We start from the raw sequence: 24,223 nt of genomic DNA, 5'->3' as shown, positions 1-24,223 counted from the left end.
CCGCCACCCTGCCCGCGGCGGTGCGGCTCGACCGGCTGGCCGTCCACTTCTCCGGCCGCCTCGCGTCCGGCGAGTGGCTGGTCGAACTGCGCCGCCGTACGGCGACGGCGACGGAGCCCTACTCCGGCGCGCGCCCGGCGAGTGGCTGCCGTTGCCGGGAGGGGCCACGCTGCGCCTGCTGGCGCAGGAGACGCCGCGCCTGTGGCGTGCCCACCTGGACCGCGACGTGCTCTCCTACCTCGCCGCGCACGGCGTGCCCATCCGGTACGGCTATGTGGGGCGCGACTGGCCGCTCGCCGACTACCAGACGGTCTTCGGGATCGAGCCGGGCAGCGCGGAGATGCCCAGCGCCGGCCGGCCGTTCACGCCGGAACTCGTCACCGCCCTGGTCGCCCGGGGGATCGGCGTCGCACCGATCACGCTGCACACCGGGGTCGCGTCTCCGGAGAAGGACGAACCGCCCTACCCCGAGTGGTTCTCGGTCTCCCCTCGGACGGCACGGCTGGTGAACATCACCCGCGAGCACGGGGGCCGGGTGATCGCCGTCGGCACGACCGTCGTACGGGCTCTGGAGACCGCCGCCCTCGGCACCTCCGCCCCGGGCACGGTGCGGGCGGCGTCGGGCTGGACCTCGCACGTCGTCACGCCGGCGGGAGGCGTGCGAGCGGTGGACGGCCTCGTCACGGGCCTGCACGAGCCCCGCTCCAGCCACCTGATGATGCTGTCGGCGATCACCGGGACCGGCGTGCTGGCCCGCTCGTACGAGGCGGCGATCGAGGAGGGCTATCTCTGGCACGAGTTCGGCGACAGCCATCTCATCCTCTGATACGTGATCGAACCGTGATCTCGATCGTCAAGGCTGACCGCATGCGTACCCTCATCGGCAAGCCGATCGCGCTGCTGGCCGTGCCACTGGCCGCGGGCGCGCTGGTCGCGTCCGGCGCGCCCGCCTCCGCCGCGTCGGCCTCGTCCACCGCGACCACGGCGACCACCGCGACCACGGCGTCCGCCTCGGCCACCAAGGCGGCCTCGGCGCCCGTCCGCATCCAGGTCAGTTTCCCCTACAGCGTCCGTGCCGGGCGCGTGGTGTCGTTCAAGGTCAGGCTCATCAACAAGCTCAGGACCAGGACCGACGAGATCTTCCTGGCGGTCAAGTTCCCCAAGAACGTCACCAAGACCCGGATCTACGTCCCGCGCGGCACCCACTACCACGAGCAGTGCACGCGGGAGCGGACCCGCGCGCTGTGCGTGCTGCCCGGCCTCAAGAAGGGCGGGAGCTACACGTTCTGGGCGAAGGCCCAGGTGAGCGGGTCCGCCCGCGGCAAGCTCTACGGCTACTTCGGCGGCGCGGTCGTCGACACGTCGCTGAACACCGACCCCAGGGAACTGCTCAGCGAGTTCGGCGACAGCATCGGCTGGGTGAAGTCGAAGAGCACGATCACCCGCTGAGTTCCTTCTGATGCAACCCACGGCGCCCGCCCGGCCTCCCCGGGCAGGCGCGACGATCGTGGGGCAGCCCTGTCAGGCCGCCACGGCCTGCTCCTCGGGCTCCATGAGACCCGTTCTGACCTGAGCCTCGGCGATCCGCGCCAGCGCCGCCCGCGCCTCCCTCCGGTGGGCGCGCCCGCCGTACGCGGCCGGGCGGTCCAGCCGTACGGCGGGGAAGACCGTCACCTCCGCGACGAGGTCCCTGGTCGCGACGATCCGCAGAACCGACGCCAGCAGCGTGTCGTCCCCGACGTACGACGGCCGGGTGGAAAGAGCGGCCCGCTCCCCAGCACCCTCGAGGAATCGCAGCGCCACCGGCCGCACCGGCACCCCCGCGTCGAGCGCCGCCTGGAAGACGGCGGGCCGGAAGCGCCCCATCTCGCGTCCGCACCACGTCGTGCCCTCGGGGAACGCGGCCACGCTCTCGCCGCGCCGCAACGCGGCGGTCATGTCCGCGACGACCCCCGGCAGGGCGGACAGCCTGTCCCTGTCGATGAACAGCGCCCCGCCCCCGGCGGCGAGCGTGCCGACGATCGGCCACCTGCCCACCTCCGCCTTCGCCAGCGGGCGGCAGGCGAAGGTCGCCGTGATGACCAGGGGGTCGAGCCAGGAGACGTGGTTGCCGACGAGCAGGGCGGGCCCGTCCTCCCCCGGCACGGCTCGCGCCCGCACCGAGCCCCCGATGCAGGAGAACCCGCGGCGCGTCACGATCCTGACGCCGAGGGCCCGCAGCAGCAGACGCGACCAGCGCCTCGTGACCGCCCCGCGCCGTGCCGTACGGCCCAGCGCGAGCGCGATCGGCAGACCGGCGAGCAGCACGGCGGCCGCGCCCGCCAGGCGGGCGGCCCGGCGGAGGAGGCCGGCCGTACGCGTCTGCGGACGCAGGCAGACATCCGGCGCGCAGGGAGACACCGGCAGCCAGGCGGAGGAGGCCACCGGCAGGTGCGCGACGGCGCTCACCGCGTCCCTCCCAGGAAGTGCCGCAGGTAGCGGGGGTCGGCGTCGGCCACGGAGAGCAGCACGAAGAAGTCCGCCGTGCCGAAGTCCGGATCGTACGCGGGAGCGCCGCAGATCCACGCGCCGAGACGCAGGTAACCGCGCAGCAGCGGCGGCAGCACGAACCGGTCGGGGCGGGAGATCCCGGCGTCGCGCCAGGGCGTGTGCGGCGTGACGCGGTACTCCTCGGGCCCCAGCTGAACCCGGTCGACGACACCGGCGGCGACCGCGCCGCCGTCGTCCAGGGGCACCGAGCAGCAGCCCGCCAGCCAGGAGTGCCCGCGGCTGGTCATGTAGTGCGCGATCCCGGCCCACATCAGAGCGACGACCGCGCCGCCGCGGTGGTCGGGGTGCACACACGTGCGCCCGGCCTCGACCAGGTCGCCGCGCAGGCCCTTCAGCGCGCCGAGGTCGAACTCGGAGTCGGAGTAGAGGCGGTCGGAACGGCGGGGCGGCAGCAGGCGGTAGGTGCCGACCACCGTGTCACCCTCGCGCACGAGGAGGTGGTCGCAGTACGCGTCGAGCGGTTCGACGTCGAGCCCGCTCAGCGGGGAGTCGAGCCGGGCGCCCATCTCCCCCGCGAACACCTCGTACCGCAGGCGCTGGGCGGCACGCAGGTCGGCGGCGCTCTCGGCGAGCCCGACGGTGTACCGGCCGGAGCCAAGGGATTGTCCAGACTGCAGGGAGATCGTCATGCGCGTCGCGTCCTTCCTCGGCGGGGGGTGCCGGCCACGATGAGGCGGACGGCGCAGAGCGTCCCGGCCTGGCCTGCTTCGCGGCCCACCACCATGACGACATGCGGAAATGACAGCGGAACCTCAGGGCGGGGGCATGAAGGCGTCCGCATCGTGAACCTCGTGCGCGCTCATGACAAGCCGCGCAGTAACCTCAAACAACGTGAACCAGCGCACGCTCCTGATCACGCTGACCGGTCCGGATCGCCCGGGCGTCACCTCGCGGCTGTTCTCCGTACTGGCCGGGTTCCCGGTCGTCGTGGCCGACGTGGAGCAGGTCGTCATCCGAGGCCGCCTCACCCTGGGCGTGCTCGTCGCGTACGCCGGGGGGCCGCCCACCGGCACCGGAGGAACGATCGGCGGCCTGTGGACGGCCGTCGAGCAGGTCGCCGCCGACCTCGACATGGACCTGGAGATCGCCACCGGCACGACCTCCAAGGAGAAACGACGGCGCGGACGGCTGCACGTCACCGTCCTGGGCGCGCCGCTGCTGCCCGCCGCCATGGCCGGGATCGCCGGCCGGATCGCGGCGAGCGGCGCCAACATCGACAGGATCGAACGGCTCTCGAGCTACCCGGTGACGTGCATCGAGCTCGCCGTGTCCGGCGCCGACCCCCAGGCGATGCGCGCGGAACTGGCCGCCGAGGCGGCGGCGCAGCAGGTGGACGTGGCCGTGCAGCGCAGCGGCCTGCACCGCCGCGCCAAGCGCCTCATCGTGATGGACGTCGACTCGACGCTGATCCAGAACGAGGTCATCGAGCTGCTGGCCCGGCACGCCGGCTGCCTGGACGAGGTCGCCCGGGTCACCGACGAGGCCATGCGCGGCGAGCTCGACTTCGCCGAGTCGCTGGTCAGGCGGGTCGCGCTGCTCGAAGGGCTGTCGGAGGAGGTCTTCGAGAAGGTCGTCAAGGAGGTCGTCCTCACCCCCGGCGCGCGCACGCTGGTGCGGACCCTCAAGCGGCTCGACTACCGCTTCGCCATCGTCAGCGGCGGCTTCACCCAGATCACCGACTCCCTCGTGGCCGACCTCGGCATCGACTACTCGGCCGCCAACACCCTTGAGGTCGTGGACGGCCGGCTCACCGGCCGGGTCGTGGGCGAGATCGTGGACCGGCCGGGCAAGGCCCGCGCGCTGGAGCGCTTCGCCGCCGAGTCGGGCATCCCGCTGAGCCAGACCGTCGCCATCGGCGACGGCGCCAACGACCTCGACATGTTCGCCGTCGCCGGGCTCGGCATCGCGTTCAACGCCAAGCCCATCGTGCGGCAGGCCGCCGACACCGCGGTCAACGTGCCGTACCTCGACTCGATCCTCTACCTGCTCGGCATCTCCCGTGAGGAGGTCGAGGCGGCCGACGCCGAGGACGGCATGCCGTCCGCCACGACCTGAACCTCAGGGCCTGCTCGCGAAGGCGCCGGCCGCCGCCGCGCACAGCCGTACGGCGTCGGCGTCCAGCGAGCGCAGCGCCTGGTCGACGGCGGCGGTGCGCAGCAGCGCCCGCCCCGAGCCCGGCTCGGTCGCGTCCGTCTCCAGCTCGGTGAGCCGTCGCTCGGCCTGGGCGCCGACCCACACGGCGTCGTCCGCGAGCCCCGGCTCGCCTCCGCCGCCGGCTCGTACGGCTCCCGCCCCCGCACGGCCTGCGCGGCGGCCCGCAGATGGCCGGCCACGGCCTCCAGGACGTCGGGGACCGGCCCGGCGCCGGTCGGCTCGTCGCGCAGCACCGAGATCAGCGTCAGCAGGTCGTCGCGGACCCGCTGGGCGGCCTCCAGGGCCACCTCGACGGCATCGGGGGCCGTGCCGCCCGGCTCCTTGGCAATGTAGCCGAGCGCCCCCACGACCATCTCGGCGTCCACCGCGGCCTTCCTGATCCGTTCCTCGGCCCGCTCGGCGCCCGCCTTCCCCCTGGCCAGCTGCGCGAGCGTCCGGGCGACCGCCGCGTGCGAGTCGAGCATCCGGCCGACCCGTTCGGCCAGCCGTTCGGTCTCCCCCCGCGGCCACAGCAGCCGCGCGCACGCGATGGCGATGACGCCGCCGACGACGGTCAGCACGACCCGCGACTCGGCGATCCGCGCGGTCTGCGGCACCTGGAAGTCGAGCAGCAGCAGCACGCACATCGTCATGAACGTCGCCCAGTAGGCCTGATGCGTCGGGGCCAGGCCGAACGCCAGCGCGGCCGACACCCCGATCAGCGCGACGAGCAGCCAGTGACCCGGCGTGATGTGCAGGATGGCGGCCGAGACCAGCCCGCCCGCCGTGCTGCCGCCCACCCGCGCCCACACCTTGGCCCGCGTCTCCCCGTACGTCGGCTGGATGGTGACCAGCACCGCGATCACCAGCCAGTGCGGGAACGCGGGCTTGAACAGCACGATGACGATCGAGGCGAAGGCGGTGCCGAGCACGACCCGCAGGGCGTGCCGCACGCGCGGGTCGTCGAAGGCGAGCGGCGGGGGGACCGCCAGCGTGGCCATGTCGAGAGCGGGGCCGAGGCCGGGCGCGCACAGGCGGCGGGCCGCCTCGGCGGAGCCGTCGAGCGCCTCCCGGATCCGTCCGGCGCTGTGGGCGATCTGCCGGAGGAGGACGAGCACGACCATCTCGCGCTCGCCGCCCGCGGCCCGGTCGCGCAGCCGGTCGACCCGATCGCCGAAGTCCACGACGGCAGGTGCTCGGGCGGGCACTCGGCCAGGTAGGCCCGCAGCGACGCGGACAGCGAGTCCACGAGGTCGCCGAGCTTCGCCTCGTCCGCCGCGCCGGGCGCACGCCTGGCCAGCGTGTCGCACAGCCCGCGCAACGCCACGATCTCGTGGAACACCCGGCGCAACGCGACCGCGACGTCCTCCGCCGCCCGCGACCGCTCCCACCGCAGGCGGCGGGCCCGGGCCGTACGGACCTCGGCGATGGCGTCGGCGGCCTTCCTGCGGCGCTCGTCCCACTCGTCCTGGCCCACCGCGGGGTCGGCCACGGCCTCGACCAGCCCGGCCAGGGTGTCGGCCGTCTCGCCCAGCATCGTGACGACCGGGCGGGTGCGCCGCCACGGCCAGGGCAGGGTGAGCAGGACGGCCGCCAGCAGACCGCCGAGCAGTTGCAGGCCCGTGTGCGGCAGGGGTCGAGCGGCAGCGGGTTGGCGGCGGTCAGCAGCAGCGTGAGCGCCGGGGTGACGCCGATCGGGCGCACCAGGCCGCCGATCCCGGCCAGGGCCGAGGCGATCAGGACCATGAGCCAGCTGCTGCCCGACAGCAGGATCCCCAGCGACGTCCCCACGCCGACCGACAGCACGACGCCGAGCAGATACGGCGTGCGCACGCCCGAGGGGTTCGCGATGGCCCGCGCCGCGACCAGCCACGCGCCGAGGCCGACCGTCGCGCCGCCCGCAGGGTGACCGGTGAGCAGGCCCGTGAGCAGCGGGATCACCAGGCAGGCGGCTCCGGTCAGGCCGAAGCCGAGCGCGAGGCGCGGATCCTCCAGCCTCGGCGCCCTGGCGAGCACGACGTTCCTGAGCGGCAGGCGCTTCTTACTACCCGCCTCGCCGGGCCGCAATCAGGGGTGGCTCAGATGGACCAGCCGTCCGGTGCCGGGGGCGGCGTCCTCCCACGGCACGTCCAGCTCGATCACCGCGTACGCGCCGGGCGGGAAGCCGTCGATCCTGGCGTCCGTCAGGGCAGCGACGAGCTCGTGCACGCCCGGGTTGTGGCCGACGAGCACCACCGACGTGATCTCCCCGTCCGTACGGCGCAGCACGCCGAGCAGGTCGTCGGGGTACGCCTCGTAGATGTCGCGTTCGATCTCGACGGGGGCGTCGAGGCCGAGCAGTTCGGCGGTGCTGCGGGTGCGGACCGACGGCGAGCACAGGACAAGTCCGGGGGCGAATCGCCGGATCTCCTCCCCCGCCGCCCGGGCGTCCCGTTCACCGCCGGGGGTGAGCGGACGTTCGCTGTCCGGGAGGCCGGGCGCGTGGCCGGCTTTGGCGTGCCTGACCACGACGAGCGTCCGGGCGCTCATGGCATGGCCCAGATGGCGAGGCCCACGATCACGGCGATCATCACCGCCATGGTCAGCAGGATCATCGCCAGCGTCCTGCCCCCGTTCGGCTTGTCCATAAGTGCTCAGTGTATGGAGAAGGTCCCCCGCTCCAGGAGCAGGGGACCTTCAGGACGGGTGCGTTCTCAGTGGGCGACGGGCTCCGTGGTGCGGGACGCCTCGTCGGCCTCGCCGGACGGGGCGATGCCCGTGGCGCGGCGCTTGGAGACGACCACGGCGCCGACGACGACCGCCACCGCGACGACCGTCGCGGTGACGCGGACCGCGACGTTGTCGGCGTACGCGACGACGGCCGGGGCGATCAGCAGCGCGACCAGGTTCATCACCTTGATCAGCGGGTTGATGGCCGGGCCGGCGGTGTCCTTGAACGGGTCGCCGACGGTGTCGCCGATCACGGTGGCGGCGTGCGCCTCCGAGCCCTTGCCGCCGTGGTGGCCGTCCTCGACCAGCTTCTTGGCGTTGTCCCAGGCGCCACCGGAGTTGGCGAGGAACACCGCCATCAGCGTTCCGGCCGCGATGGCGCCGGCCAGGTAGGCGCCGAGCGGCGCGTACCCGAGCGCGAAGCCGACCGCGATCGGGGTCAGCACGGCGAGCAGGCCGGGGGTCGCGAGCTCGCGCAGCGAGTCACGGGTGCAGATGTCCACCACGCGGCCGTAGTCCGGCAGCTCGCTGCCGTCCATGATCCCCGGCTTGGTGCGGAACTGCTCGCGCACCTCGTACACGACCCGGCCGGCGGCGCGGCCTACGGCGCTGATCGCGAGGCCGGAGAACAGGAACACCACGGCCGCGCCGACGACGAGGCCCACCAGGGCGTTGGGTGCGTCCACCGAGAGGCTGAAGTTGGCGAACGAGCCCAGGGCGTTCTTCACGCCCTGCGTCGCCTTGGCCAGCTCGCCCTCGACCGCGGTGCGGAACGAGCCGAACAGCGCGGTCGCCGCGAGCACGGCGGTCGCGATCGCGATGCCCTTGGTGATGGCCTTGGTGGTGTTGCCGACCGCGTCCAGGGAGGTGAGGACGCGGGCGCCCTCGCCCTCAACGTCGCCCGACATCTCGGCGATGCCCTGGGCGTTGTCGGAGACCGGGCCGAAGGTGTCCATGGACACGATCACGCCGACCGTGGTCAGCAGGCCGGTGCCGGCGAGGGCCACGGCGAACAGCGCCACGGTCACGTTGCCGAAGCCGAGCAGGAACGCGCCGTAGACCGCGCCGCCGATCAGCAGCGCCGAGTAGACCGCGGACTCCAGGCCGACCGAGATGCCGGACAGGATGACGGTGGCGGGGCCGGTGAGCGAGCTCTCGCCGATCTCACGCACCGGGCGCCGGTTGGTCTCGGTGAAGTAGCCGGTGAGGATCTGGATGGCGCTGGCCAGGACCAGGCCCACGAGCACCGCGCCGATGGCGATCAGGCGCGGGTCTGCGCTGAGCGCGGCGACGTCCGCGGAGGCGCCGGACAGTTCGGCGAAGCTCGACGGGAGGTACGCGAACGCCGCGACGGCCACCAGCACGGCCGAGATGGCGGCGGAGATGAAGAAGCCGCGGTTGATGGCGGCCATGCCGGAACGGTCCCGTCCGCGCGGCGAGGTGGTGAAGATGCCGATGACGGCGGTGATCACGCCGATCATGGGGACGATCAGCGGGAAGACCAGGCCCTCGGTGCCGAAGGCCGCCTTGCCCAGGATCAGGCTCGCGACCAGGGTGACGGCGTACGACTCGAACAGGTCGGCGGCCATGCCGGCGCAGTCGCCGACGTTGTCACCCACGTTGTCGGCGATGGTGGCGGCGTTGCGCGGGTCGTCCTCCGGGATGCCCTGCTCGACCTTGCCGACCAGGTCGGCGCCGACGTCGGCGGCCTTGGTGAAGATGCCGCCGCCGACACGCATGAACATCGCGAGCAGCGCGGCGCCGAAGCCGAACCCCTCGAGGACGTTCGGCGCGTCGCCCTTGTAGACCAGCACGACGATCGCGGCGCCCAGCAGGCCCAGGCCGACCGTGAACATGCCGGCGACACCGCCCGTGCGGAACGCGATGCGCATCGCGGTCCTCTCACCCGACTCGCGGGCGGCGGACGCGACGCGGACGTTTCCGCGTACGGCGAGCCACATGCCGATGAAACCGGTCAGTGCGGAGAACACCGCGCCGACGACGAAGAAGACGGACCGGCCGATTCGCTCGCCGGTCGAGCCGGCCGGGAGCAACAGAAGCAGGAACGGAATGATGACGACGAATATCGCAAGCGTCCGGAACTGCCGCGCGAGATACGCGGCGGCGCCCTGCTGCACGGCACGCGCGATGTTCTGCATTCGCTCGGTGCCCTGCCCGGCGGCGAGCACCTCGCGCACCAGGCCGCCCGCGACGGCCAGAGCGAGCAGAGCCACGACGGCGACGACTATGACAAGAGTGAGATGGGAACCGTTCAGAGCTACCGCTGCGCCTTCGCCAGCGGCGTGCAAGGCAGACATCCGTCCTCCTCGGCCAGACGGGGTTTCGGTCTCCCTGCCCGGACGACGCTGGACGAACCCACTGGCCGTGCGGCGCTTCCGGGCGGGTTGGCAAGTGCCGCTTCCGGTTGCATCCGCAATACCTTGGCCGGTGCCGGGAGTCTACGCAGCGACGCCACGGATATGAAGGCCCTCGCGCCTCGTAATCGAAGCGGCGTCCAGTAATGGACGAACATTTGCACCGCTATGAAGGTGCTTTGACCAGCGGAGTCAGGGGCGTGGCGGCGATGGTCGCCCTGGTTACGGTACTGCCTTGTTCCTAGTTTCGGGCAGGCCGAAATTAGGGCTGACATAGCAAAAGATCGAGTGCCACGCCGGGGGGCGACACTCGATCTGCTCGAAGGTCTTGCCTCGAAGGCTCTCGAAGGTCAGAGGGCGGCGACGCCGTTGGGAGACGCGGGCCAGCTCATGCGGATCCGCATGCCCTTCGGCCCGGGGAGCACCTCGACGTCGTCGGCCAGCCCCGCGATGACCGCGATGCCCAGATTGTCGATCTCGGGCATGAGGCTGCCGTTCGCCTCCAGCACCTGGGGCGTCACGTCCTCGCTCGGGGCGGCGTCGGTGACCGTCACCTCGAAACGCCCCGCGTCATCGCGTAACTCGATGCGTACCGGCTCCCCCGGGCAGTGGAGGCGGTGCGCCTCCACAGCCCGCGAGCACGCCTCTCCGACGGCGAGCCGCACCTCGTCCAGGATCGCCTCCGCCACTCCCGTACGCCGGGCGATGGCCGTGGCGACCAGCCGGGCCGTACGCACGTGGGCGGGCAGAGCGCTGAACGTCAGCTCGACGGTGGCCATGTTGCTGAATCCCCGGCCGTCACTTGTCCCGGCCGTGGGCTTCCTTGGCCTCCTCGACCGAGGCGTAGATCCCGAAGACCTTCGTCAAGCCGGTGATGCGGAAGATCTTCAGGATGCGCTCCTGCGTGCAGACGAGCTCCAGGGAACCGTCGTGCGCCCGCACCCGCTTGAGGCCGCCGACCAGCACGCCAAGGCCCGTGGAGTCGAGGAAGTCCACCTTCTCCATGTTCACGAGCAGGTGGAAGTTGCCCTTGTTGACCAGGTCGATCAGCAGCTCACGCAGTCTGGGCGCGGTGTAGACGTCGATCTCACCCTCGACATCGACGATGGTGAGATTGTCCTCGGAATGGTGGTCCAACTTCAGATCCACAGATCCTCCAGCGCCTTACTTGCGTAGGTCTCGATACAGGTCATGCATCCTGGTAGTCCAGAGGCACGACCCGATGCGCGGCATTCAACCACGCTACGACTCCGTGTCTATACGAAATCACGACTCCGGGCGACTCTCCCCGCAGATGCCAAACTGGAAACCAGTGACTCCGACTTCTTCGTCCTCTGCCCGAACAGGCGACCTTCTCACCCGCCTGCTCGCGGTTCCCGCACGCCGGGGGCGCGTGACTCATGTGGAGCATGTTCCAGCACGTCAGGCAGGTGAGGCAAGATGGCCCGAATGGGCCCCTGATCTGCTGGTCTCCCGACTGCGTCTGCAGGGAGTCTCCGGCCTGTGGGAACACCAGCTTAAGGCCGCCGAGCTGGTTAAACGTGGCCAAAACGTGATCATTGCCACAGGGACCGCGTCCGGAAAGTCCCTGGCCTACCTGATCCCGGCCGTCACGGAGATCTTCTCCGGCGGCACCGTGCTGTATCTCACCCCGACCAAGGCGCTCGCCGCCGACCAGCTCAGGGCCCTGCGGAAGCTGCGGCTGACGCAGGTGCGCGCCGCGACGTACGACGGCGACACGCCGCCCGAGGAACGCCGGTGGGTCCGCCAGAACGCCAACTACGTGCTGACCAACCCGGACATGCTGCACAGGTCGATTCTGCCCCGGCACTCGTCCTGGTCGTCCTTCTGGCGGCGGCTGCGCCTCGTGGTCGTGGACGAGTGCCACGGCTACCGGGGGGTGTTCGGTTCCCACGTCGCCCAGATCCTGCGCCGGCTGCGCCGGGTCGCCGCCAGGTACGGCTCCTCCCCGGTGTTCCTGCTGGCGTCGGCCACCGCGAGCGACCCCGCCGCCGCGGGAGTGCGCCTGACCGGCCTTGAGATGGCCGAGGTGACCACGGACGCCTCCCCCCGGGGTTCGACCACCTTCGCCCTGTGGGAGCCGCCTCTGACCGATTTACGCGGGGAGAGCGGGGCCCCGGTCCGCCGTACGGCCACGGCCGAGGCGGCCGACCTCCTGGCGGACCTCGTGATCGAGGACGTGCGCACTCTCGCGTTCGTCCGCTCCCGCCGCGCCGCGGAGACCGTGGCCCTCACCGCCCGCCGCACGCTGGAGGAGGTCGAGGCCCTCCTCGACGCCGGGCCCGCGCCGTATGGGGGGGACGTCGAGGGCGCGGGCGACGGCGGGTCTTTCGGTGACGCTGCCGGGGGCGCTGTGGGGGGCGCTGCCGGGGGCGCCTTCGGCGGCGCTTCGGGCGAGGCCTTCGACGAGGTCGGCGGGCCGGGACGGTCCTCCGCGGTGGCCGCCGAGACCGGAGAGGCGTCCGAGACCGGCGTGGGGCGCCGGACAGATCGCGGAGGGGGGCGGCTGGCCGACCGGGTGGCGGCATATCGGGCGGGCTACCTGGCCGACGACCGGCGAGTGCTCGAGAAGGCCCTGCGCTCGGGCGAACTGACCGCCCTGGCCACCACCAACGCGCTCGAACTCGGCGTCGACGTCTCGGGGCTCGACGCGGTCCTCATCGCCGGGTGGCCCGGCACCCGCGCCTCCTTATGGCAGCAGGCGGGCCGGGCGGCCGCGCGGGCCAGGACGCGCTGGCCGTGCTGATCGCCCGCGACGACCCGCTGGACACCTACATCGTCCATCACCCGGAGGCGGTGTTCGGACGGCCGGTGGAGGCCATCGTCCTCGATCCCGACAATCCGTACGTGCTGGCACCCCATCTGTGCGCGGCCGCCGCCGAGATCCCGCTGACCGAGGACGACCTGGAGATCTTCGGCCCGGCGGCGCGGGGCGTGCTCGACGACCTCGTGAGCCGGGGACTGCTGCGCAGGCGCCCCACGGGGTGGTTCTGGACGAGCCGGGACCACGCGGCCGACCTGGCGGACATCCGCGGCTCGGGCGGTGCCCCGGTGCAGGTCGTGGAGGCGTCCACCGGCCGCCTGCTGGGCACGGTCGACGAGCCGTCGGCGCACTCCATGGTCCATCCCGGAGCCGTCTACCTGCATCAGAGCGAGACGTTCGTGGTCGACGTGCTCGATCTGGACGCGGGGGTCGCCCTGGTCACCGCCGCCGAACCGGACTACGCGACCTTCGCACGGGACGTCACCGACATCCGAGTCATGGAGTCGCTGCGCTCACGGCCCTTCGGGCCCGGCACCCTGCACTTCGGCTCGGTGGAGGTCACCCGCCAGGTCGTCTCGTACCTCAAGCGGCGTACGCAGACCGGGGAGGTCCTCGGCGAGGAGCCGCTCGACCTGCCGCCGCGCACACTCTGCACCCGCGCGGTCTGGTGGACCCTGCCCACGCCCGCGCTCGCCGGTCTCATCGAGCCCGGACACGCGGTGGATCTCGGCGGGGCGGCGCACGCGGCCGAGCACGCCTCGATCGGCCTGCTGCCCCTGTTCGCGACCTGCGACCGCTGGGACATCGGCGGCGTGTCCACGGAGCTCCACCCCGACACGGGCCTGCTCACGGTCTTCGTCTACGACGGCCACGACGGAGGCGCGGGCTTCGCCGAGCGCGGGTACGCCCGGGCGTCCGACTGGCTGACGGCGACGCGGGAGGCGATCGCCTCATGCGAGTGCGAGCGCGGCTGCCCGTCCTGCATCCAGTCCCCCAAGTGCGGCAACGGCAACGAGCCGCTCGACAAGGCCGGGGCGATCCGCCTCCTCGACATCCTCCTGGGCACCTGACCCGGCGCGGATCGCGTCAGGCATCGGACGGCACCGCCCGGGCTGGCGGGGCACGGCTCCCGGCGGGCGAACAGAGGCGGATGCAGGCGGCAGGCACCCAAGGCACGTGTCCCGGCAAGTGCCGGGAACGCACGACCGTCAGAGGTCGCGGTGGCGGCCGGAGTAGAGGCTGTCGTCGTCCTCCGTCCAGACGTCCGGCTCGGGCTGGCGGAGAGGCCGTTCCGGCATCTCGCCGTTGAACGCCGCACCCGCGGGCACCGCCGGCACGGGGACCGGCATCTGACCGGGCAGCGCCGCCGGAGACAGCGATACGGGATCGGGGGCCGTCCGGCCGCCGTCATCCAGACGTGCGGTCAGCGGAGGAAGCGAGGCCAGCTGGTCCAGCGCGGACTGCACGGGCGATTCGCCTGCGGCGGCGGAGGCCATGACAACACCGGACGGCGATGTGGGGAAAGCCGCACGGGCGACGGCAGAGTCCACGGAGGCGCCGTTCGACGGATTGGTGCCGGAAGCACTTCCGTCGGCCGGGTGGGCACCGGAAGCCGGGTCACCGGGAGCGCGGTCCTCGGTGGTGGGGGCAGCGGAGGTCGCCTCGGCCGCGAGTGTCACACCAGGGCTGGTCTCAGCGATTGAACTGATCTCGGCGGTAGGGCTTTCAGCGGTAGGGCTTTCAGCGGCAGCCGACAGCGGCTCCTGCTGGTCCGGCCGGTCGAGAGAGGCGGCCGGCCCCTGATCGGACAACGCGGTCTCCTGGCCCGTGTCCCTGATCGTGCCCACGCCCACGCCCACGCCTGGGATCGTGCCCGTGTCGGTATCGCTGTCGGTGACCGTGCCCACACCCGGCGTGCCAGTGCCGGTGCCGGTGATCGTGCCTGCGCCCGGGATCGTGTCCGTGCTCTCGCTCGTCGAGGAAACGGCGCCCAGGAGGGTCTCGGGGTCGCCTTCCGCCTCCGGGAGATTCTCGCGGGCCTTCGGCCTGGCCAGGATTACGGAGGGACGTCGGACAGGCGCTTTCCCCCGGGCCTTCGCCGTGGCGGCGCCGCCGAACGCGGCCGCGCCACTCGCCACAGTGGCGGCCTGAGGCGAGGTGCCCGTCTTTCCTGCCACCTGCCGCGGCTCCGAGCCACCGGATCGTCCCTCGCCCCCGCTGTCACTCGTCAGGCCCTTGCGCCGCAGCCAGGCGCCCAGGTTCGCGCCCGTGAGCAGCAGGACGACGGCGAGCGCGACGTACACGCCGAAGCTCAGCCCGCCGAGCGGCAGGAACGAGGACTGAGCCGTCATCTTCGGGTCGTCGGTCTTCTCCGGGACGACCACCGGCTCGGTCTGGTCGCTGCCGCCGTTCGCCTCCGGCAGCGTGAGCTCGGTGTCCTTCGGCGGCTCGGTGTCCTTGGGCAGCGCGGTGTTCTGAGGCAGTGCCGGTTCCGGGTTCGGCACGGCGGCGGTCTGGTGCGTCTTCGGGGTCTTGGCGGCGGGCGACTTGACCGCCGCCTGGCCCGGCTTCTTCGACGGCGTCGGGGGAGGGAGTCGGGGACGGTTTCGGGGGCGGGCACGGTCACGTACACGGCCGCGGAGCGCTGAGATGCGACGGTGCCGCCGGTGCCGTCCGACCGGAACGCGCGGACGGAGACGTCCACCTTCTGTCCACCCAGACCGGATGGAAGCGCGAGCTTGGTCTGACAGGTCGAACCGGAGCAGGCGGAGTCCGCGGAGACGGAGCCGGACTTGCCGGCCTTGACCGAGGTGATCTCGTACGACTGGAGATCCGGCTCCGCGCCCTTCGCCCAGCTGACCAGGATTGTCGAGGGGTTCTTGAGCTGTGCCTCGACCCCGGAGGGAGCTTCCGGCGGCCTGCTGAGCACAAAGGTCGAGGTGGCGTAGGTCTTGTGCGTGACCTCACCGAACAAACTGACCGTGAACGTCCCGTTGGGGGCGTCGCCGGGGTCGAAGGATCCGCTGATCGTCTGGTTCGCGCCGCCAGAAGCGATCTTCTGCCGGGATACGGAAGGGCCCTCGACGTAAAGGGCCATGCTGATCTGGTACCAGTCCGTCTTCGCGGACACAGCCACCGCACCGGACGACTTGACGACCGCGCCGTCCGCAGGAGAAAGGATCTCGGCGTCGGCCGCGTTCGCGGGTGCGACACCGATCATCGGCGCGGACACCAGAGCCGCCAGAACGATCATCGCCGTTGTGCCCAGCCTACGAACCCTGGTCACGACGCATCCCTTCGTGGAGAACCGTCCGCCCCGACTGCCTCGGCCGAATGCGTACGGCGACTGAGAGTACGCGGCACTTTACGCCAGCCGTCCACTCTTGGACCGAATGTCTAAGAAGTCGTGATTCTATTGCGACACAAGTAGTCTCACATTACGGAAGATCCAAATTGCGTGATATGCCCGTCGCCCCCGAAGCGGCCGGTGGCGCACATTGCCCTGCGGATCCCGCCGGACGGGACTCGGGCCTCGACAAAGCGATCGCCCTCATGCGGCGGCACCGGACGGCCGGCCGAACAACCGCTCATGCGGCGGCACCGGCCGAACCGCGCCGGTCAACCCACTCATGCCATGACACCAACCGGACCGGCCGAGCAACCCACTCATGCGGGGGCGCCGACCGGACCGGCCGAGGCGGAGGCAGAGGCCGTCGTGGGACCGAGGAGGGGGACCACGAACCGCACCGTTACCGCGACCTCGGCGACGCCGCCCGACAGCGAGCACGACCGCAGCGAGGCGCCGTTGGCGACCGTGATGGCCTCCGCGCGATGACACGCCTCATCCGGGACCGCCAGCGCCACGCGAGCGGCCCCGAGCGCGCCGAGGTCGGCGGCGCTCTGCGCCCGGTGCCGCGCCACGCGGGCGACGCCCACCTGGACGACGACCATCGCCACCGCCGACACGGCGGTCATGAGAGCGATCGTCCAGATGGTCGCCGAGCCGCGTTCCCGTGTGGAGCGCGCTCCGTCCTCGCAGGCCTGAAATCTCCTCATTCGCATGCCTTCATGTCCGCAACGATCCGTCATCCACACGTCCTCGCTGTTCGGAGTGATCCGCCGTCGCGCTTCTCCGGCTCAGGGGCCGTCCACCGGCTGCGTTCCTATGTGTTCAGGGCGACTGCCGGCCGTGTTCATGTGGCTTGTGGGCCGCTCGTCATTCGCGTTCGCCCGGTCGCGGAGCGGCGAGGTCTTCCCCGCTGTCCGGAGGCCGGCTCTCCCCCGTATCCGCCGTCGATGGCGAGAGAACGCCGGGTTCGGTGGCGGAGACGGCGGCGGACCGGAGTCGAACCGGCGGGAGCGGCGACCTGAACGGCGGCCGGATCGTCGCGATGACCTCGACCCGGGTGGTGTCCGCTCCCGTGCGAATGGACACCGAGGCACCCTCGGGAGCCAGTCGCAGGACTGCCCTGCTCACCTCCTCGGCTGCCTCACCCCGCGCGGCGGCGCGTGCGCCGGCCCGGGCGGCGTCGACGCATCGCAGTTGCGCGCCCGCGATCGTCACCGCCCACAGTGAGGCGGTCAGCACCAGCACGAGGGCCGGAAGGGCGACAGCGGTCTCCGCGGTCACCGAGCCTCGCTCCCGCCGGGGCCGCCCGTCCACCACACGACGTCGCGGCACCCAGGCACAGCGGCGCACCACCGGGGGCCTCAGGCGGCCAGCTTGAGCGCTTTTTGGATGAGCGCGGCAAGCATCGACCTCACTTCAGCGCTCGTGACCACCTTCCAGAAGAACGCTTGCAAAGCAAGGGCGGAGGCTTGGCACCCAGCTGCCGATCTGGTGCGTCTAAGTGGGGCAGGGCCGTCCCGCTGCTGCGCAGGGTTGCAGCGGGGCGGCCCTGCCCGTTTGCTCCGGATTCGCCCAGGTTTTCGAGAATGATTTCGGCGGGACCGTTGCAAAACGGCATTAACGGCACGCATTATCAGGATCACCCGGAGACCGCGCAGGGACGCCTTCGAGCGGCGGATCCGGGCGGGGGCCACCCCGGCACGCATATTGCCGGGGTGGCCCGTCCTCTGGACGGCGCGAGGTCGTCCAGCTCTTAGTCGCCGACGAGCACCGTGCGGTCGCCGGGGAGGATCTCCGGCTCGGCGCCGTCGCGCTCGATGACGAATACGGGAATGCCTTCTGCGAGGTTCAGGGCCTGGCGCTCTTCAGCGCTCGGCATGCGCGTCCGGACCCGAGTATCTGCCCCGATGGCGACCTCGTCTACGTCGTGCTCGGCGCGGACACGTGACCCCCGGCGGGTGGTGGTGATGAGTCCCTCGGCGCGGAGCATGGCCATAGCCTGCCGCACCGAGGTGCGCGAGATGCCGTACTCGTCCATGTAGTCCGGCTCGGCCCGCAGACGCTGGCCCGGGCGGAGCTGTCCTGTCTCGATCTGCCGGCGGATGAGGTCCGCCAGCTGCCGATAGACAGGCACCCCCGTGCCCGGATTGATCATGGAAGGGACCGTAGTGCCTACGTAGGTACGTCCCTGTCATACCTACGTAGTGATGACATGGGCCAGGAGGCTGCCCTCGCGTGGGCGTGGGGCATCCTCTCCCGCCCGGGCGACATCCGGATTGCCGAGGACGGCAAGGTCGTCGTGGTCCCGCTTCTGGAGCCCGGGGACTGGTATCTCCGCGAGCTGTACCTCCGTGCCGGCGGGAAGTGGCGGCAGGTGCCGTGAGATGGGCCCGCTCGCTCGGCGTGTGAACCTCTCGCGCTGGTTGCGCGTCGGAGAGATAGACCCGTGCCAGGGATGGGGCCGCTCCGCTTCGGCGGGGCGGCCCTCGTCGTCTCCGCTTGCCTCCGGTAACTAGCGGATGCGCCTGCGGTCGAGCACCATCACGTCCGCCACCTCGGCGTCCGGCGCCGGGCGGCACGTGCCGACGACCTTCCATCCCCAGTGCTCATAGATCGCGTGCGCCGCCGCCTCCGGCCGGGACAACAGCGTCGCGTACGGCTCGGGCCGCCCCTCCAGCAACTCACCCAGCAGGCGCCCGCCGATGCCCTGTCCCCGGTACTCCTTGACCAGGTTCAGCTCGATCACCGCGTACTTGTCGGCCGCGACAACCTCCGCAGGGCCCGGGGTGGTTTCCCCGCCCCACCAGCGGCCCGCGGGAAACGGCAGGCCGAACGCGAACCCGACCGGGGCGCCGCCGTCCTCGGCCACCACGAGGGTGAACCCCGGGCTGCCGGCCTGCTTCCGGGTGCGGTCGAGGAAGCGGTCGCGTTGGTAGAGCGGGCCAGAGTTGTACGGCGGTTCGGCGCGGATGGCCATGTAGACCTCCGCCAGTTCATCGTCCAGGGCCGCCGCGGCGGCCTCGCCGGTGAGGCGGTGGAAATCGACTCCCATCAGACACCTCCGGGTAGGGCCAGCATCTGCCGGTATTCGATCACGCTGGGCTCGGTCTGCCGGGCTGGCGGCAGGGCCTGCACGACCGATACCGCGGTGTGCACCACATAGCGCGTCAGGTTGGCCGGCCCGAGCTCGGCCAGCACGGTGCGGGCGTGGCCGAGGCCGCCGTCGACGTCGCCGGACCGTACGGCGCTCATCGCGACGTGCAGCTGCACCTGGGCGGCTTGTCGGTCGGCGGGGTTGGGGTAGGCGGCGAGCGCCTCGGCCTGGGCCCGGCCGGCGGCCGGGTGGCCTGCCAGGGTGTAGACGAGGGACCGCGAGTGCAGGGTCCGGGTGACGGGCCAGCCGAAAACGGAGGCGCGGTCGCCGGTCACCTGGTCGGGGAGTTGGTCGAACACGCGGTCCTGCTCGTTCAGGTCGTCCTCGGCCCCCTCCAGGTCGCCGAGCAGGGCGCGGGAGTTGGCGCGGGCGCCGAGCGCCTTGGCGGTCGCCGCGCAGGGCCGCCCCTGGGTGGCTGTGAGAGCTTCCTCGGCGCGGGCCAGGACGAGCGGCAGCGGCCGGTCCTCATACAGCGCCTGGATGGCCTCGAAGGCGCACACCGTGGCCAGCATGTCGTCGCCTGCCTGTGCTGCGGAGCGGCGCGCTGAGGCCCACCAGTGGCGGGATTCGCGGGCTTGCCCGGCCGAGCCGAGCGCGTAGGCGAGCAGGAACGTCATGCGGGTGTTGACCCGGGCCCAGGCGACCGGGTCGCTGGGGGCGGCGCTCATGGCTTTCTGCAGGGCGAGGAGGTCGACCGACAGGTCGGAGATGAGGTCGGGCAGCGGCCGGGTGACGACCTGGTGGGCGTACTCCCAGGCGAGTTCCTCCCATTCCTCGACGCTCGCCGCCCCGACATGGTCGTCGACGACCTCCCGTAGGCGGGTCAGGCCGTCTATGGGCAACGCCGCGGCGGCGCCGGTGAGCGCGATCCCGGCGAGGAGTTGCCGGCGCAGGTGGTCCATGTCGTCAGCATGCGGCGGCTGGGCGGGTTCTGGCGAGCCCTGTTTGCCGGTATTGGCCACGGCGTTGGCATGGAGTGCGGGCAGGATCCCGCGGGAGCCGAGGACGCGTTCGAGCCGTTGTACGGCGTCGGCTGGGGGGCGGCGGTCGCCTCGCTCGTAGCGGGCGAGGATGGATGGGTCCATGTGGGCCTGGCGGGCGACGTCGTCGAGCGATGCCTTCTGCTGCTCGCGCCAGTGGCGGAGGGCCGCGCCGAGTAGGTGCCAGGGCGACTTGGCTGGGTCGACCGGATCAGCGGGACGTGGCATTCCGCAGCTCCTGGTTGTGGTCAGTTCTGGTCAATCACTTTGGCCAGATCACGCGCCTTGGTTCCCCCGGGGATCTATGGCGACTATGGCACAGCACCGCACTTGATGCACTCTTCCCGTCGCACACAGTCACCATCGGGAAGGGGCCCTTACCACCTGACGTTCGCAGGAGACCTCTGATGGACCAGCTCGTCGCCGCCCCCAAGCCCCCGCCGCTGTCCCCCACGGACGCCGCTGTGCAGGCACTGGAACGCCTTCGGCAGGACCTCGGAGCCCGGCACCGCGTCCCCGGCCGCGACGAGCGGAACCGGGTGATCCTCGCGAAGGCACCCGCAAGCGAGCCCGGCGCGGCGACCGAACGTGTCGCCGCCCGCTGGCGCGAGGTGCACGGCCATATCCTGGCTGCGCGAAGGGCAGGCCTGTGAGCGCCTTCTTCCACCTCGCCATGGCCCTGCCCGGCCTGCGTCGCCTCGTGCTCGGCCCCGTACAGGCGCCGCCGGAGCCGGAGGAGACCGCGCATCACTGCTTCACCAAGACCGGTGAAGACGGCAAGCAGATGGTGCTCGTCATCTTCGCCAACGCGAACCGGGCGCTGGAGACCATCACGGTGGGCGGCGAGGTCACGTCGGAGACCACCACGCCGCTCGGTCGGCAGCAGCTCGCGGTCTGGTACGCCCAGCGGTACGCGCAGCTACTCGGCGACGGCTGGGAGCCGAGCTTCGTCAGCCCTCCGGTGCAGGTGCCGTCTCACCCATGAGCCCCGGCCTCGCGGCGTGACCGAGGCGCGGCGCGGCGCGAGGCGGCACCACCCACCCCATCCCCATCACCGACGAGGACACGCGATGGATGAACGGCAGTACGGCCAGTGGTTCGGCCCGCCGCAGACTCTCGTGCTCCAACCCACCCCCCTGTGGCAATCTGGACTGCAGCTACTGCTACCTGCCGAACAGGAAGCTGAACAGGCAGATGCCCCCCGAGGTGCTGCGAGCCGTGGTCGCCTCAGCCGAGGAGCTCACCGCGGACGGCGGTCAGGTAGACATCGTGTGGCACGGCGGCGAGCCGCTCACCATCGGAGCGAGCCGGTTCACGGCCATGCTGGCCCCGTTCGAGGAGCTGCGTCGGCAACACCGCATCCGCCACCAGGTGCAGACCAACGCCACCCTGCTCAGCGACCAGTGGTGCAAGGTTCTGACCAGGTTCGACGTGCGAGTCGGCGTCAGCATCGACGGCCCCGCCCACCTCAACGGCCGCCGCGTCGACCTGCGCGGCCAGCCCGCGTTCGCCCGAACCATCCGGGGGATCCGGGACCTCCGCCGGCACGGCATCCCGTTCTCGATCATCGCCGTCGTCGGCCCCGAAGGGATCGCCCAGCCCGAAGCCCTGCTCGACTTCCTGATGCGCCTGGAGCCTCAGTCGATCGGGTTGAACATCGAAGAGCTGGAGGGAGCCAACACCACGGCGCCGCCGATCAGCCGCGAGCGCGCTGAGGAATTCTGGGCGCGGGTGCTGGCCTGGTCCACGCAGCCCGGTCACCTGCCCGTGCTGCGGGAGGTGCAGCGCGTCGCCGAATACCTGCGGCTGGTCCGCGGCGGGCAGCGCCAGCGGTGGGATGCCCGCCGCCTCGACCCGATTCCGACCATTGCCTGGAACGGCGACGTCGTGCTGCTGTCCCCGGAGCTGGGCGGCATCAAGGACTCGACGTATGGCGACTTCCTTGCCGGGAACGTCCTGCGTCGGTCGATTCCCGCGATGCTCGCCGACGCTCACCGGCTCCGATACGTCCAGGAGTACATAAACGGTCTCCGCGCGTGCCGCGCCGAGTGCGCGTTCTGGGACTTCTGCCGCGGCGCGCAGGCTGGCAACCGCTACTTCGAGCACGGCAGCTTCTCCTCGACCGAGACCGCGTACTGCCGCCTCACCCGGCAATCCCTCATTACCGCCCTGACAACCGCTGCGAAGGAGTGCGCATGACCCCCCTGCAGGAACTCGCGACCACGGACGCCCCGCTCGTCGAGGACCTCGTCACCGTGTACGCGTCCACCGCCCCCGGCACGATCCACGCCGGGCACGACAACCGCCCCTCGTGGGACAACGCCGGTCAGACGTTCGATAACCGCCCTTCCTGGGACAACTGGAGCAAGAAGTAGCCACCTAGTGAGGCCGTGGGCGAGCAGGTCGGAGAACTCGCCCGCGGCCTCACCGCATATTGATAGGGAGGAACACATGGAGACCCGTACCGTGCGCGAGACCACGGTGACGCTGCCCGGCCTGGACGAGGAGGACCTGGACGAGGTCGCCTCGCTGGACGGCGACCGGCTGATGGAGTTCATCTACAACGGCGCGCAACTGCGTGAGCTGTCCCTATCCGGGACGACCCTGATGAGCGGCCGCATCAGCGGACTGGCCACCGAGCGCGCCTACCTCGACAAGGTCACGTGGAACTCGGTGGAGCTGACCGGCTGCGACCTGTCCAACCTGCGCATGTCGGACAGCAAACTGTCACGAGTTGTCTTCCGCGACTGCAAGCTCCTCGGCGCGCTGCTGGAGGAGGTCACGCTCGACAGCGTGCTGTTCGAGCGGTGCCGTCTGGACTACGCCACCCTCAGCCGCGTCCGCGCCGCCGGGCCGGTCATCTTCGCATCCTGCTCGCTGCGGGAAGCTACGTTCTCCCGAGCGGACATGACCGGCGCGGCCGTCGACGGCTGCGATCTCCACCTGACCGAGTTCGACGGCGGCGTCTACCGCGACCTCGACCTGCGGGGCAACGACTTGGCCGGCGTGCGCGGAGTCACTTCTCTGCGGAAGGCCAAGATCGACCGGTCCCAGCTCCAGGACTTCGCGCAGGCGGTCGCGGCCGACCTTGAGATCGCCGTCGCCGAAGACCAGGCGTAGGAGGGGCGACCGTGGGCTTTCACCTGCTGTTCGACCAGTTCGAGAGCATCCGGCACCGCATCGACATCGGCAGCGTGACCCAGGTCGGTGACGTCCCCGGCTACGACGACAAGAGCGCAGTCGTCCCCGCCGGGGACTGGCGGCCACTCACCGAGGGCGAGGCCGAGCAGTTCCGCGCGGACGAGACGACCCCGCCGGGCCTGGTGGTCAAGCTGGTCACCCGCCCGCTGCCGGTCTCCCCCGGTGCCGACCTGGATGAGCGGCGCCAGGCCGCCGCCGCCCTCGATCCGCTGGACGGGCAGTGGCCGCATGAGCTGCTCGCGTGCGCCGACAGTCCCGCCGGCTGCCTGACCACCACGCTGGACTTCGACAACGGTCGCCGCCGGATCGGGCTGCACATCGACAACTTCGACCGCCTGCCCTACTCGGAGCGGCTACGCAGCCGCCGCCGCCTGGCCCTCAACATGGGCCCCGGCAGCCGCTACCTCCTGCTCGGAGACCGGACCATCATGGATATCTGCGGCGCGCTGGGCCGCGACCAGGATGGCCACCTACCACACACCGACGACCTGCGGCGCTACATCGCCGAGGGGCACCCGCTGAGATGCCTGCGGATCCGGCTGGAGCCCGGCCAGGGGTACATCGCGCCCACGGAGCTGCTGCCGCATGACGGCTCGACGGCCGGGGCGGCGGAGTGGTCGGTGGTCGCGTTCTGGCTGGGGCCGCCGTCCTGAATGTGAAGGGTTTTCAAACCCGCATCGGCTGATGCTGGAACGATTTACGCTCTTCCCGCACCTGCGCGCGAGACCTCCGAGAAGGGAGCCGCATGGGGAGAGGCAACGACGACCTTCCGCGCGTTCTTAACCAGCGGAAAGCAAAGAAACTGCTGGAAGACCACGGGTGGGTTGAGACTCTCGGCGGGAAACATACCGTGAAGATGGAGAAGGAAGGCTGCCGACCGATCACGTTGCCACAGCACAGCGGGCGGGACTATTCAGCTTCTCTTTCAGATGCGATACTCCGGCAGGCGGGACTGAAGGGACGGTGAAGCGCCACATGACGTCAGGC

At 71.3% G+C, this 24,223-nt stretch carries 25 protein-coding genes and 2 pseudogenes; 14 read left to right on the top strand and 13 right to left on the bottom strand.

All coding sequences use genetic code 11. From position 1 onward, the window contains the following. The first annotated feature begins 73 nt into the window (after nucleotides 1-73). A complete protein-coding gene (locus B1L11_RS23135; protein ID WP_256862814.1) occupies nucleotides 74-826 on the top strand; it encodes an S-adenosylmethionine:tRNA ribosyltransferase-isomerase in 753 nt (250 codons plus the stop codon). A 41-nt stretch (nucleotides 827-867) separates the two neighbouring features. Further along, nucleotides 868-1,449, top strand: coding sequence for a hypothetical protein (locus tag B1L11_RS47050; protein WP_179155276.1), 582 nt, complete (start codon nucleotides 868-870; stop codon nucleotides 1,447-1,449). 72 nt (nucleotides 1,450-1,521) lie between these two features. Here B1L11_RS47050 and B1L11_RS23125 read toward each other — a convergent pair whose 3' ends face one another. Together B1L11_RS23125 and B1L11_RS23120 are read right to left on the bottom strand one after the other, a co-directional pair. After that, the gene (locus B1L11_RS23125; protein ID WP_179155282.1) at nucleotides 1,522-2,448 is read right to left on the bottom strand and encodes a 1-acyl-sn-glycerol-3-phosphate acyltransferase; all 927 of its coding nucleotides are present in this window, start codon (nucleotides 2,446-2,448) and stop codon (nucleotides 1,522-1,524) included. Continuing rightward, complete coding sequence (locus tag B1L11_RS23120) at nucleotides 2,445-3,179, bottom strand: GNAT family N-acetyltransferase (RefSeq protein ID WP_079316418.1); 735 nt, start codon at nucleotides 3,177-3,179, stop codon at nucleotides 2,445-2,447. The genes B1L11_RS23125 and B1L11_RS23120 overlap by 4 nt, the downstream gene beginning before the upstream one ends. A 202-nt stretch (nucleotides 3,180-3,381) precedes the next feature. Between B1L11_RS23120 and serB the strand changes: the two genes are divergently transcribed. After that, on the top strand, nucleotides 3,382-4,605 hold the full coding sequence (gene serB / locus B1L11_RS23115; RefSeq protein WP_256862810.1) for a phosphoserine phosphatase SerB: 1,224 nt from the start codon (nucleotides 3,382-3,384) through the stop codon (nucleotides 4,603-4,605). Here serB and B1L11_RS23110 read toward each other — a convergent pair. Continuing rightward, nucleotides 4,530-5,867 (bottom strand): FUSC family protein, encoded by a 1,338-nt coding sequence (locus B1L11_RS23110; RefSeq protein ID WP_079316417.1) that lies wholly within the window; start codon nucleotides 5,865-5,867, stop codon nucleotides 4,530-4,532. The two genes, serB and B1L11_RS23110, sit on opposite strands and share 76 nt — an antisense overlap. Before the next feature lie 149 nt (nucleotides 5,868-6,016). Here B1L11_RS23110 and B1L11_RS23105 point away from each other — a divergent pair, with 149 nt between their 5' ends. Then, nucleotides 6,017-6,592 (top strand): hypothetical protein, encoded by a 576-nt coding sequence (locus tag B1L11_RS23105; RefSeq protein ID WP_079316416.1) that lies wholly within the window; start codon nucleotides 6,017-6,019, stop codon nucleotides 6,590-6,592. Between the two features lie 158 nt (nucleotides 6,593-6,750). Here B1L11_RS23105 and B1L11_RS23100 read toward each other — a convergent pair whose 3' ends face one another. The 4 genes from B1L11_RS23100 to B1L11_RS23085 all read right to left on the bottom strand — a co-directional run bounded on the left by B1L11_RS23100 (nucleotide 6,751) and on the right by B1L11_RS23085 (nucleotide 10,916). Continuing rightward, the gene (locus tag B1L11_RS23100; RefSeq protein WP_256862809.1) at nucleotides 6,751-7,212 is read right to left on the bottom strand and encodes a histidine phosphatase family protein; all 462 of its coding nucleotides are present in this window, start codon (nucleotides 7,210-7,212) and stop codon (nucleotides 6,751-6,753) included. A 164-nt stretch (nucleotides 7,213-7,376) separates the two neighbouring features. Further along, a complete protein-coding gene (locus B1L11_RS23095; RefSeq protein WP_079316415.1) occupies nucleotides 7,377-9,710 on the bottom strand; it encodes a sodium-translocating pyrophosphatase in 2,334 nt (777 codons plus the stop codon). 407 nt (nucleotides 9,711-10,117) lie between these two features. After that, nucleotides 10,118-10,546: an ATP-binding protein gene (locus B1L11_RS23090; RefSeq protein ID WP_079316414.1), complete on the bottom strand. Its 429-nt coding sequence runs from the start codon at nucleotides 10,544-10,546 to the stop codon at nucleotides 10,118-10,120. A gap of 19 nt (nucleotides 10,547-10,565) precedes the next feature. Next, nucleotides 10,566-10,916 (bottom strand): STAS domain-containing protein, encoded by a 351-nt coding sequence (locus B1L11_RS23085; RefSeq protein WP_030506779.1) that lies wholly within the window; start codon nucleotides 10,914-10,916, stop codon nucleotides 10,566-10,568. Between the two features lie 403 nt (nucleotides 10,917-11,319). On the opposite strand from B1L11_RS23085, the pseudogene B1L11_RS55065 reads away from it, so the two are divergent. Beyond that, nucleotides 11,320-12,045 (top strand): annotated as a pseudogene (locus B1L11_RS55065) (DEAD/DEAH box helicase); the annotation flags it as partial. 237 nt (nucleotides 12,046-12,282) lie between these two features. Continuing rightward, nucleotides 12,283-13,622 (top strand): annotated as a pseudogene (locus B1L11_RS51680) (Zn-binding domain-containing protein); the annotation flags it as partial. 138 nt (nucleotides 13,623-13,760) lie between these two features. Here the strand turns inward: B1L11_RS51680 and B1L11_RS45500 are convergent. The 4 genes from B1L11_RS45500 to B1L11_RS23060 all read right to left on the bottom strand — a co-directional run bounded on the left by B1L11_RS45500 (nucleotide 13,761) and on the right by B1L11_RS23060 (nucleotide 18,056). After that, on the bottom strand, nucleotides 13,761-15,056 hold the full coding sequence (locus B1L11_RS45500) for a hypothetical protein (RefSeq protein ID WP_143737470.1): 1,296 nt from the start codon (nucleotides 15,054-15,056) through the stop codon (nucleotides 13,761-13,763). Between the two features lie 1,162 nt (nucleotides 15,057-16,218). Beyond that, nucleotides 16,219-16,608 carry an Rv3654c family TadE-like protein gene (locus tag B1L11_RS23070; protein ID WP_306291693.1) on the bottom strand — a complete coding sequence of 130 codons (390 nt, stop codon included), beginning with the start codon at nucleotides 16,606-16,608 and terminating at the stop codon, nucleotides 16,219-16,221. A gap of 160 nt (nucleotides 16,609-16,768) precedes the next feature. Continuing rightward, nucleotides 16,769-17,182: a TadE family type IV pilus minor pilin gene (locus B1L11_RS23065; RefSeq protein ID WP_143737469.1), complete on the bottom strand. Its 414-nt coding sequence runs from the start codon at nucleotides 17,180-17,182 to the stop codon at nucleotides 16,769-16,771. A 472-nt stretch (nucleotides 17,183-17,654) separates the two neighbouring features. Next, nucleotides 17,655-18,056 (bottom strand): GntR family transcriptional regulator, encoded by a 402-nt coding sequence (locus tag B1L11_RS23060; protein WP_079316412.1) that lies wholly within the window; start codon nucleotides 18,054-18,056, stop codon nucleotides 17,655-17,657. 57 nt (nucleotides 18,057-18,113) lie between these two features. Between B1L11_RS23060 and B1L11_RS47045 the strand changes: the two genes are divergently transcribed. Continuing rightward, nucleotides 18,114-18,284: a hypothetical protein gene (locus B1L11_RS47045; RefSeq protein WP_179155279.1), complete on the top strand. Its 171-nt coding sequence runs from the start codon at nucleotides 18,114-18,116 to the stop codon at nucleotides 18,282-18,284. 129 nt (nucleotides 18,285-18,413) lie between these two features. Here the strand turns inward: B1L11_RS47045 and B1L11_RS23055 are convergent, their stop codons facing one another. Both B1L11_RS23055 and B1L11_RS23050 read right to left on the bottom strand, forming a co-directional pair. Further along, on the bottom strand, nucleotides 18,414-18,953 hold the full coding sequence (locus B1L11_RS23055) for a GNAT family N-acetyltransferase (protein ID WP_079316411.1): 540 nt from the start codon (nucleotides 18,951-18,953) through the stop codon (nucleotides 18,414-18,416). Continuing rightward, entirely contained in the window at nucleotides 18,953-20,263 is a 1,311-nt protein-coding gene (locus tag B1L11_RS23050) for a helix-turn-helix transcriptional regulator (protein ID WP_079316410.1), read from the bottom strand. The genes B1L11_RS23055 and B1L11_RS23050 overlap by 1 nt, the downstream gene beginning before the upstream one ends. A 179-nt stretch (nucleotides 20,264-20,442) precedes the next feature. Between B1L11_RS23050 and B1L11_RS23045 the strand changes: the two genes are divergently transcribed. The 7 genes from B1L11_RS23045 to B1L11_RS45490 all read left to right on the top strand — a co-directional run bounded on the left by B1L11_RS23045 (nucleotide 20,443) and on the right by B1L11_RS45490 (nucleotide 24,203). Beyond that, entirely contained in the window at nucleotides 20,443-20,688 is a 246-nt protein-coding gene (locus tag B1L11_RS23045) for a hypothetical protein (RefSeq protein ID WP_079316409.1), read from the top strand. Further along, on the top strand, nucleotides 20,685-21,020 hold the full coding sequence (locus tag B1L11_RS23040) for a hypothetical protein (protein WP_079316408.1): 336 nt from the start codon (nucleotides 20,685-20,687) through the stop codon (nucleotides 21,018-21,020). The genes B1L11_RS23045 and B1L11_RS23040 overlap by 4 nt, the downstream gene beginning before the upstream one ends. An 89-nt stretch (nucleotides 21,021-21,109) precedes the next feature. Continuing rightward, the gene (gene amcB / locus B1L11_RS23035) at nucleotides 21,110-22,234 is read left to right on the top strand and encodes a cyclophane-forming radical SAM peptide maturase AmcB (protein WP_079316407.1); all 1,125 of its coding nucleotides are present in this window, start codon (nucleotides 21,110-21,112) and stop codon (nucleotides 22,232-22,234) included. Continuing rightward, the gene (gene amcA / locus B1L11_RS23030; RefSeq protein WP_079316406.1) at nucleotides 22,231-22,410 is read left to right on the top strand and encodes a multiple cyclophane-containing RiPP AmcA; all 180 of its coding nucleotides are present in this window, start codon (nucleotides 22,231-22,233) and stop codon (nucleotides 22,408-22,410) included. The genes amcB and amcA overlap by 4 nt, the downstream gene beginning before the upstream one ends. Before the next feature lie 76 nt (nucleotides 22,411-22,486). Continuing rightward, nucleotides 22,487-23,155, top strand: coding sequence for a pentapeptide repeat-containing protein (locus tag B1L11_RS23025; protein WP_079316405.1), 669 nt, complete (start codon nucleotides 22,487-22,489; stop codon nucleotides 23,153-23,155). An 11-nt stretch (nucleotides 23,156-23,166) separates the two neighbouring features. After that, entirely contained in the window at nucleotides 23,167-23,889 is a 723-nt protein-coding gene (locus B1L11_RS23020; RefSeq protein WP_079316404.1) for a hypothetical protein, read from the top strand. Nucleotides 23,890-23,981: 92 nt separating this feature from the next. Continuing rightward, a complete protein-coding gene (locus tag B1L11_RS45490; protein ID WP_143737468.1) occupies nucleotides 23,982-24,203 on the top strand; it encodes a type II toxin-antitoxin system HicA family toxin in 222 nt (73 codons plus the stop codon). Nucleotides 24,204-24,223: the final 20 nt, after the last annotated feature.

The sequence above is a fragment of the Microbispora sp. GKU 823 genome (genome assembly GCF_002027145.1).
GTDB classification, from domain to species: Bacteria; Actinomycetota; Actinomycetes; order Streptosporangiales; family Streptosporangiaceae; genus Microbispora; species Microbispora siamensis.
This window is presented reverse-complemented; position numbering and strand designations above follow the sequence as displayed.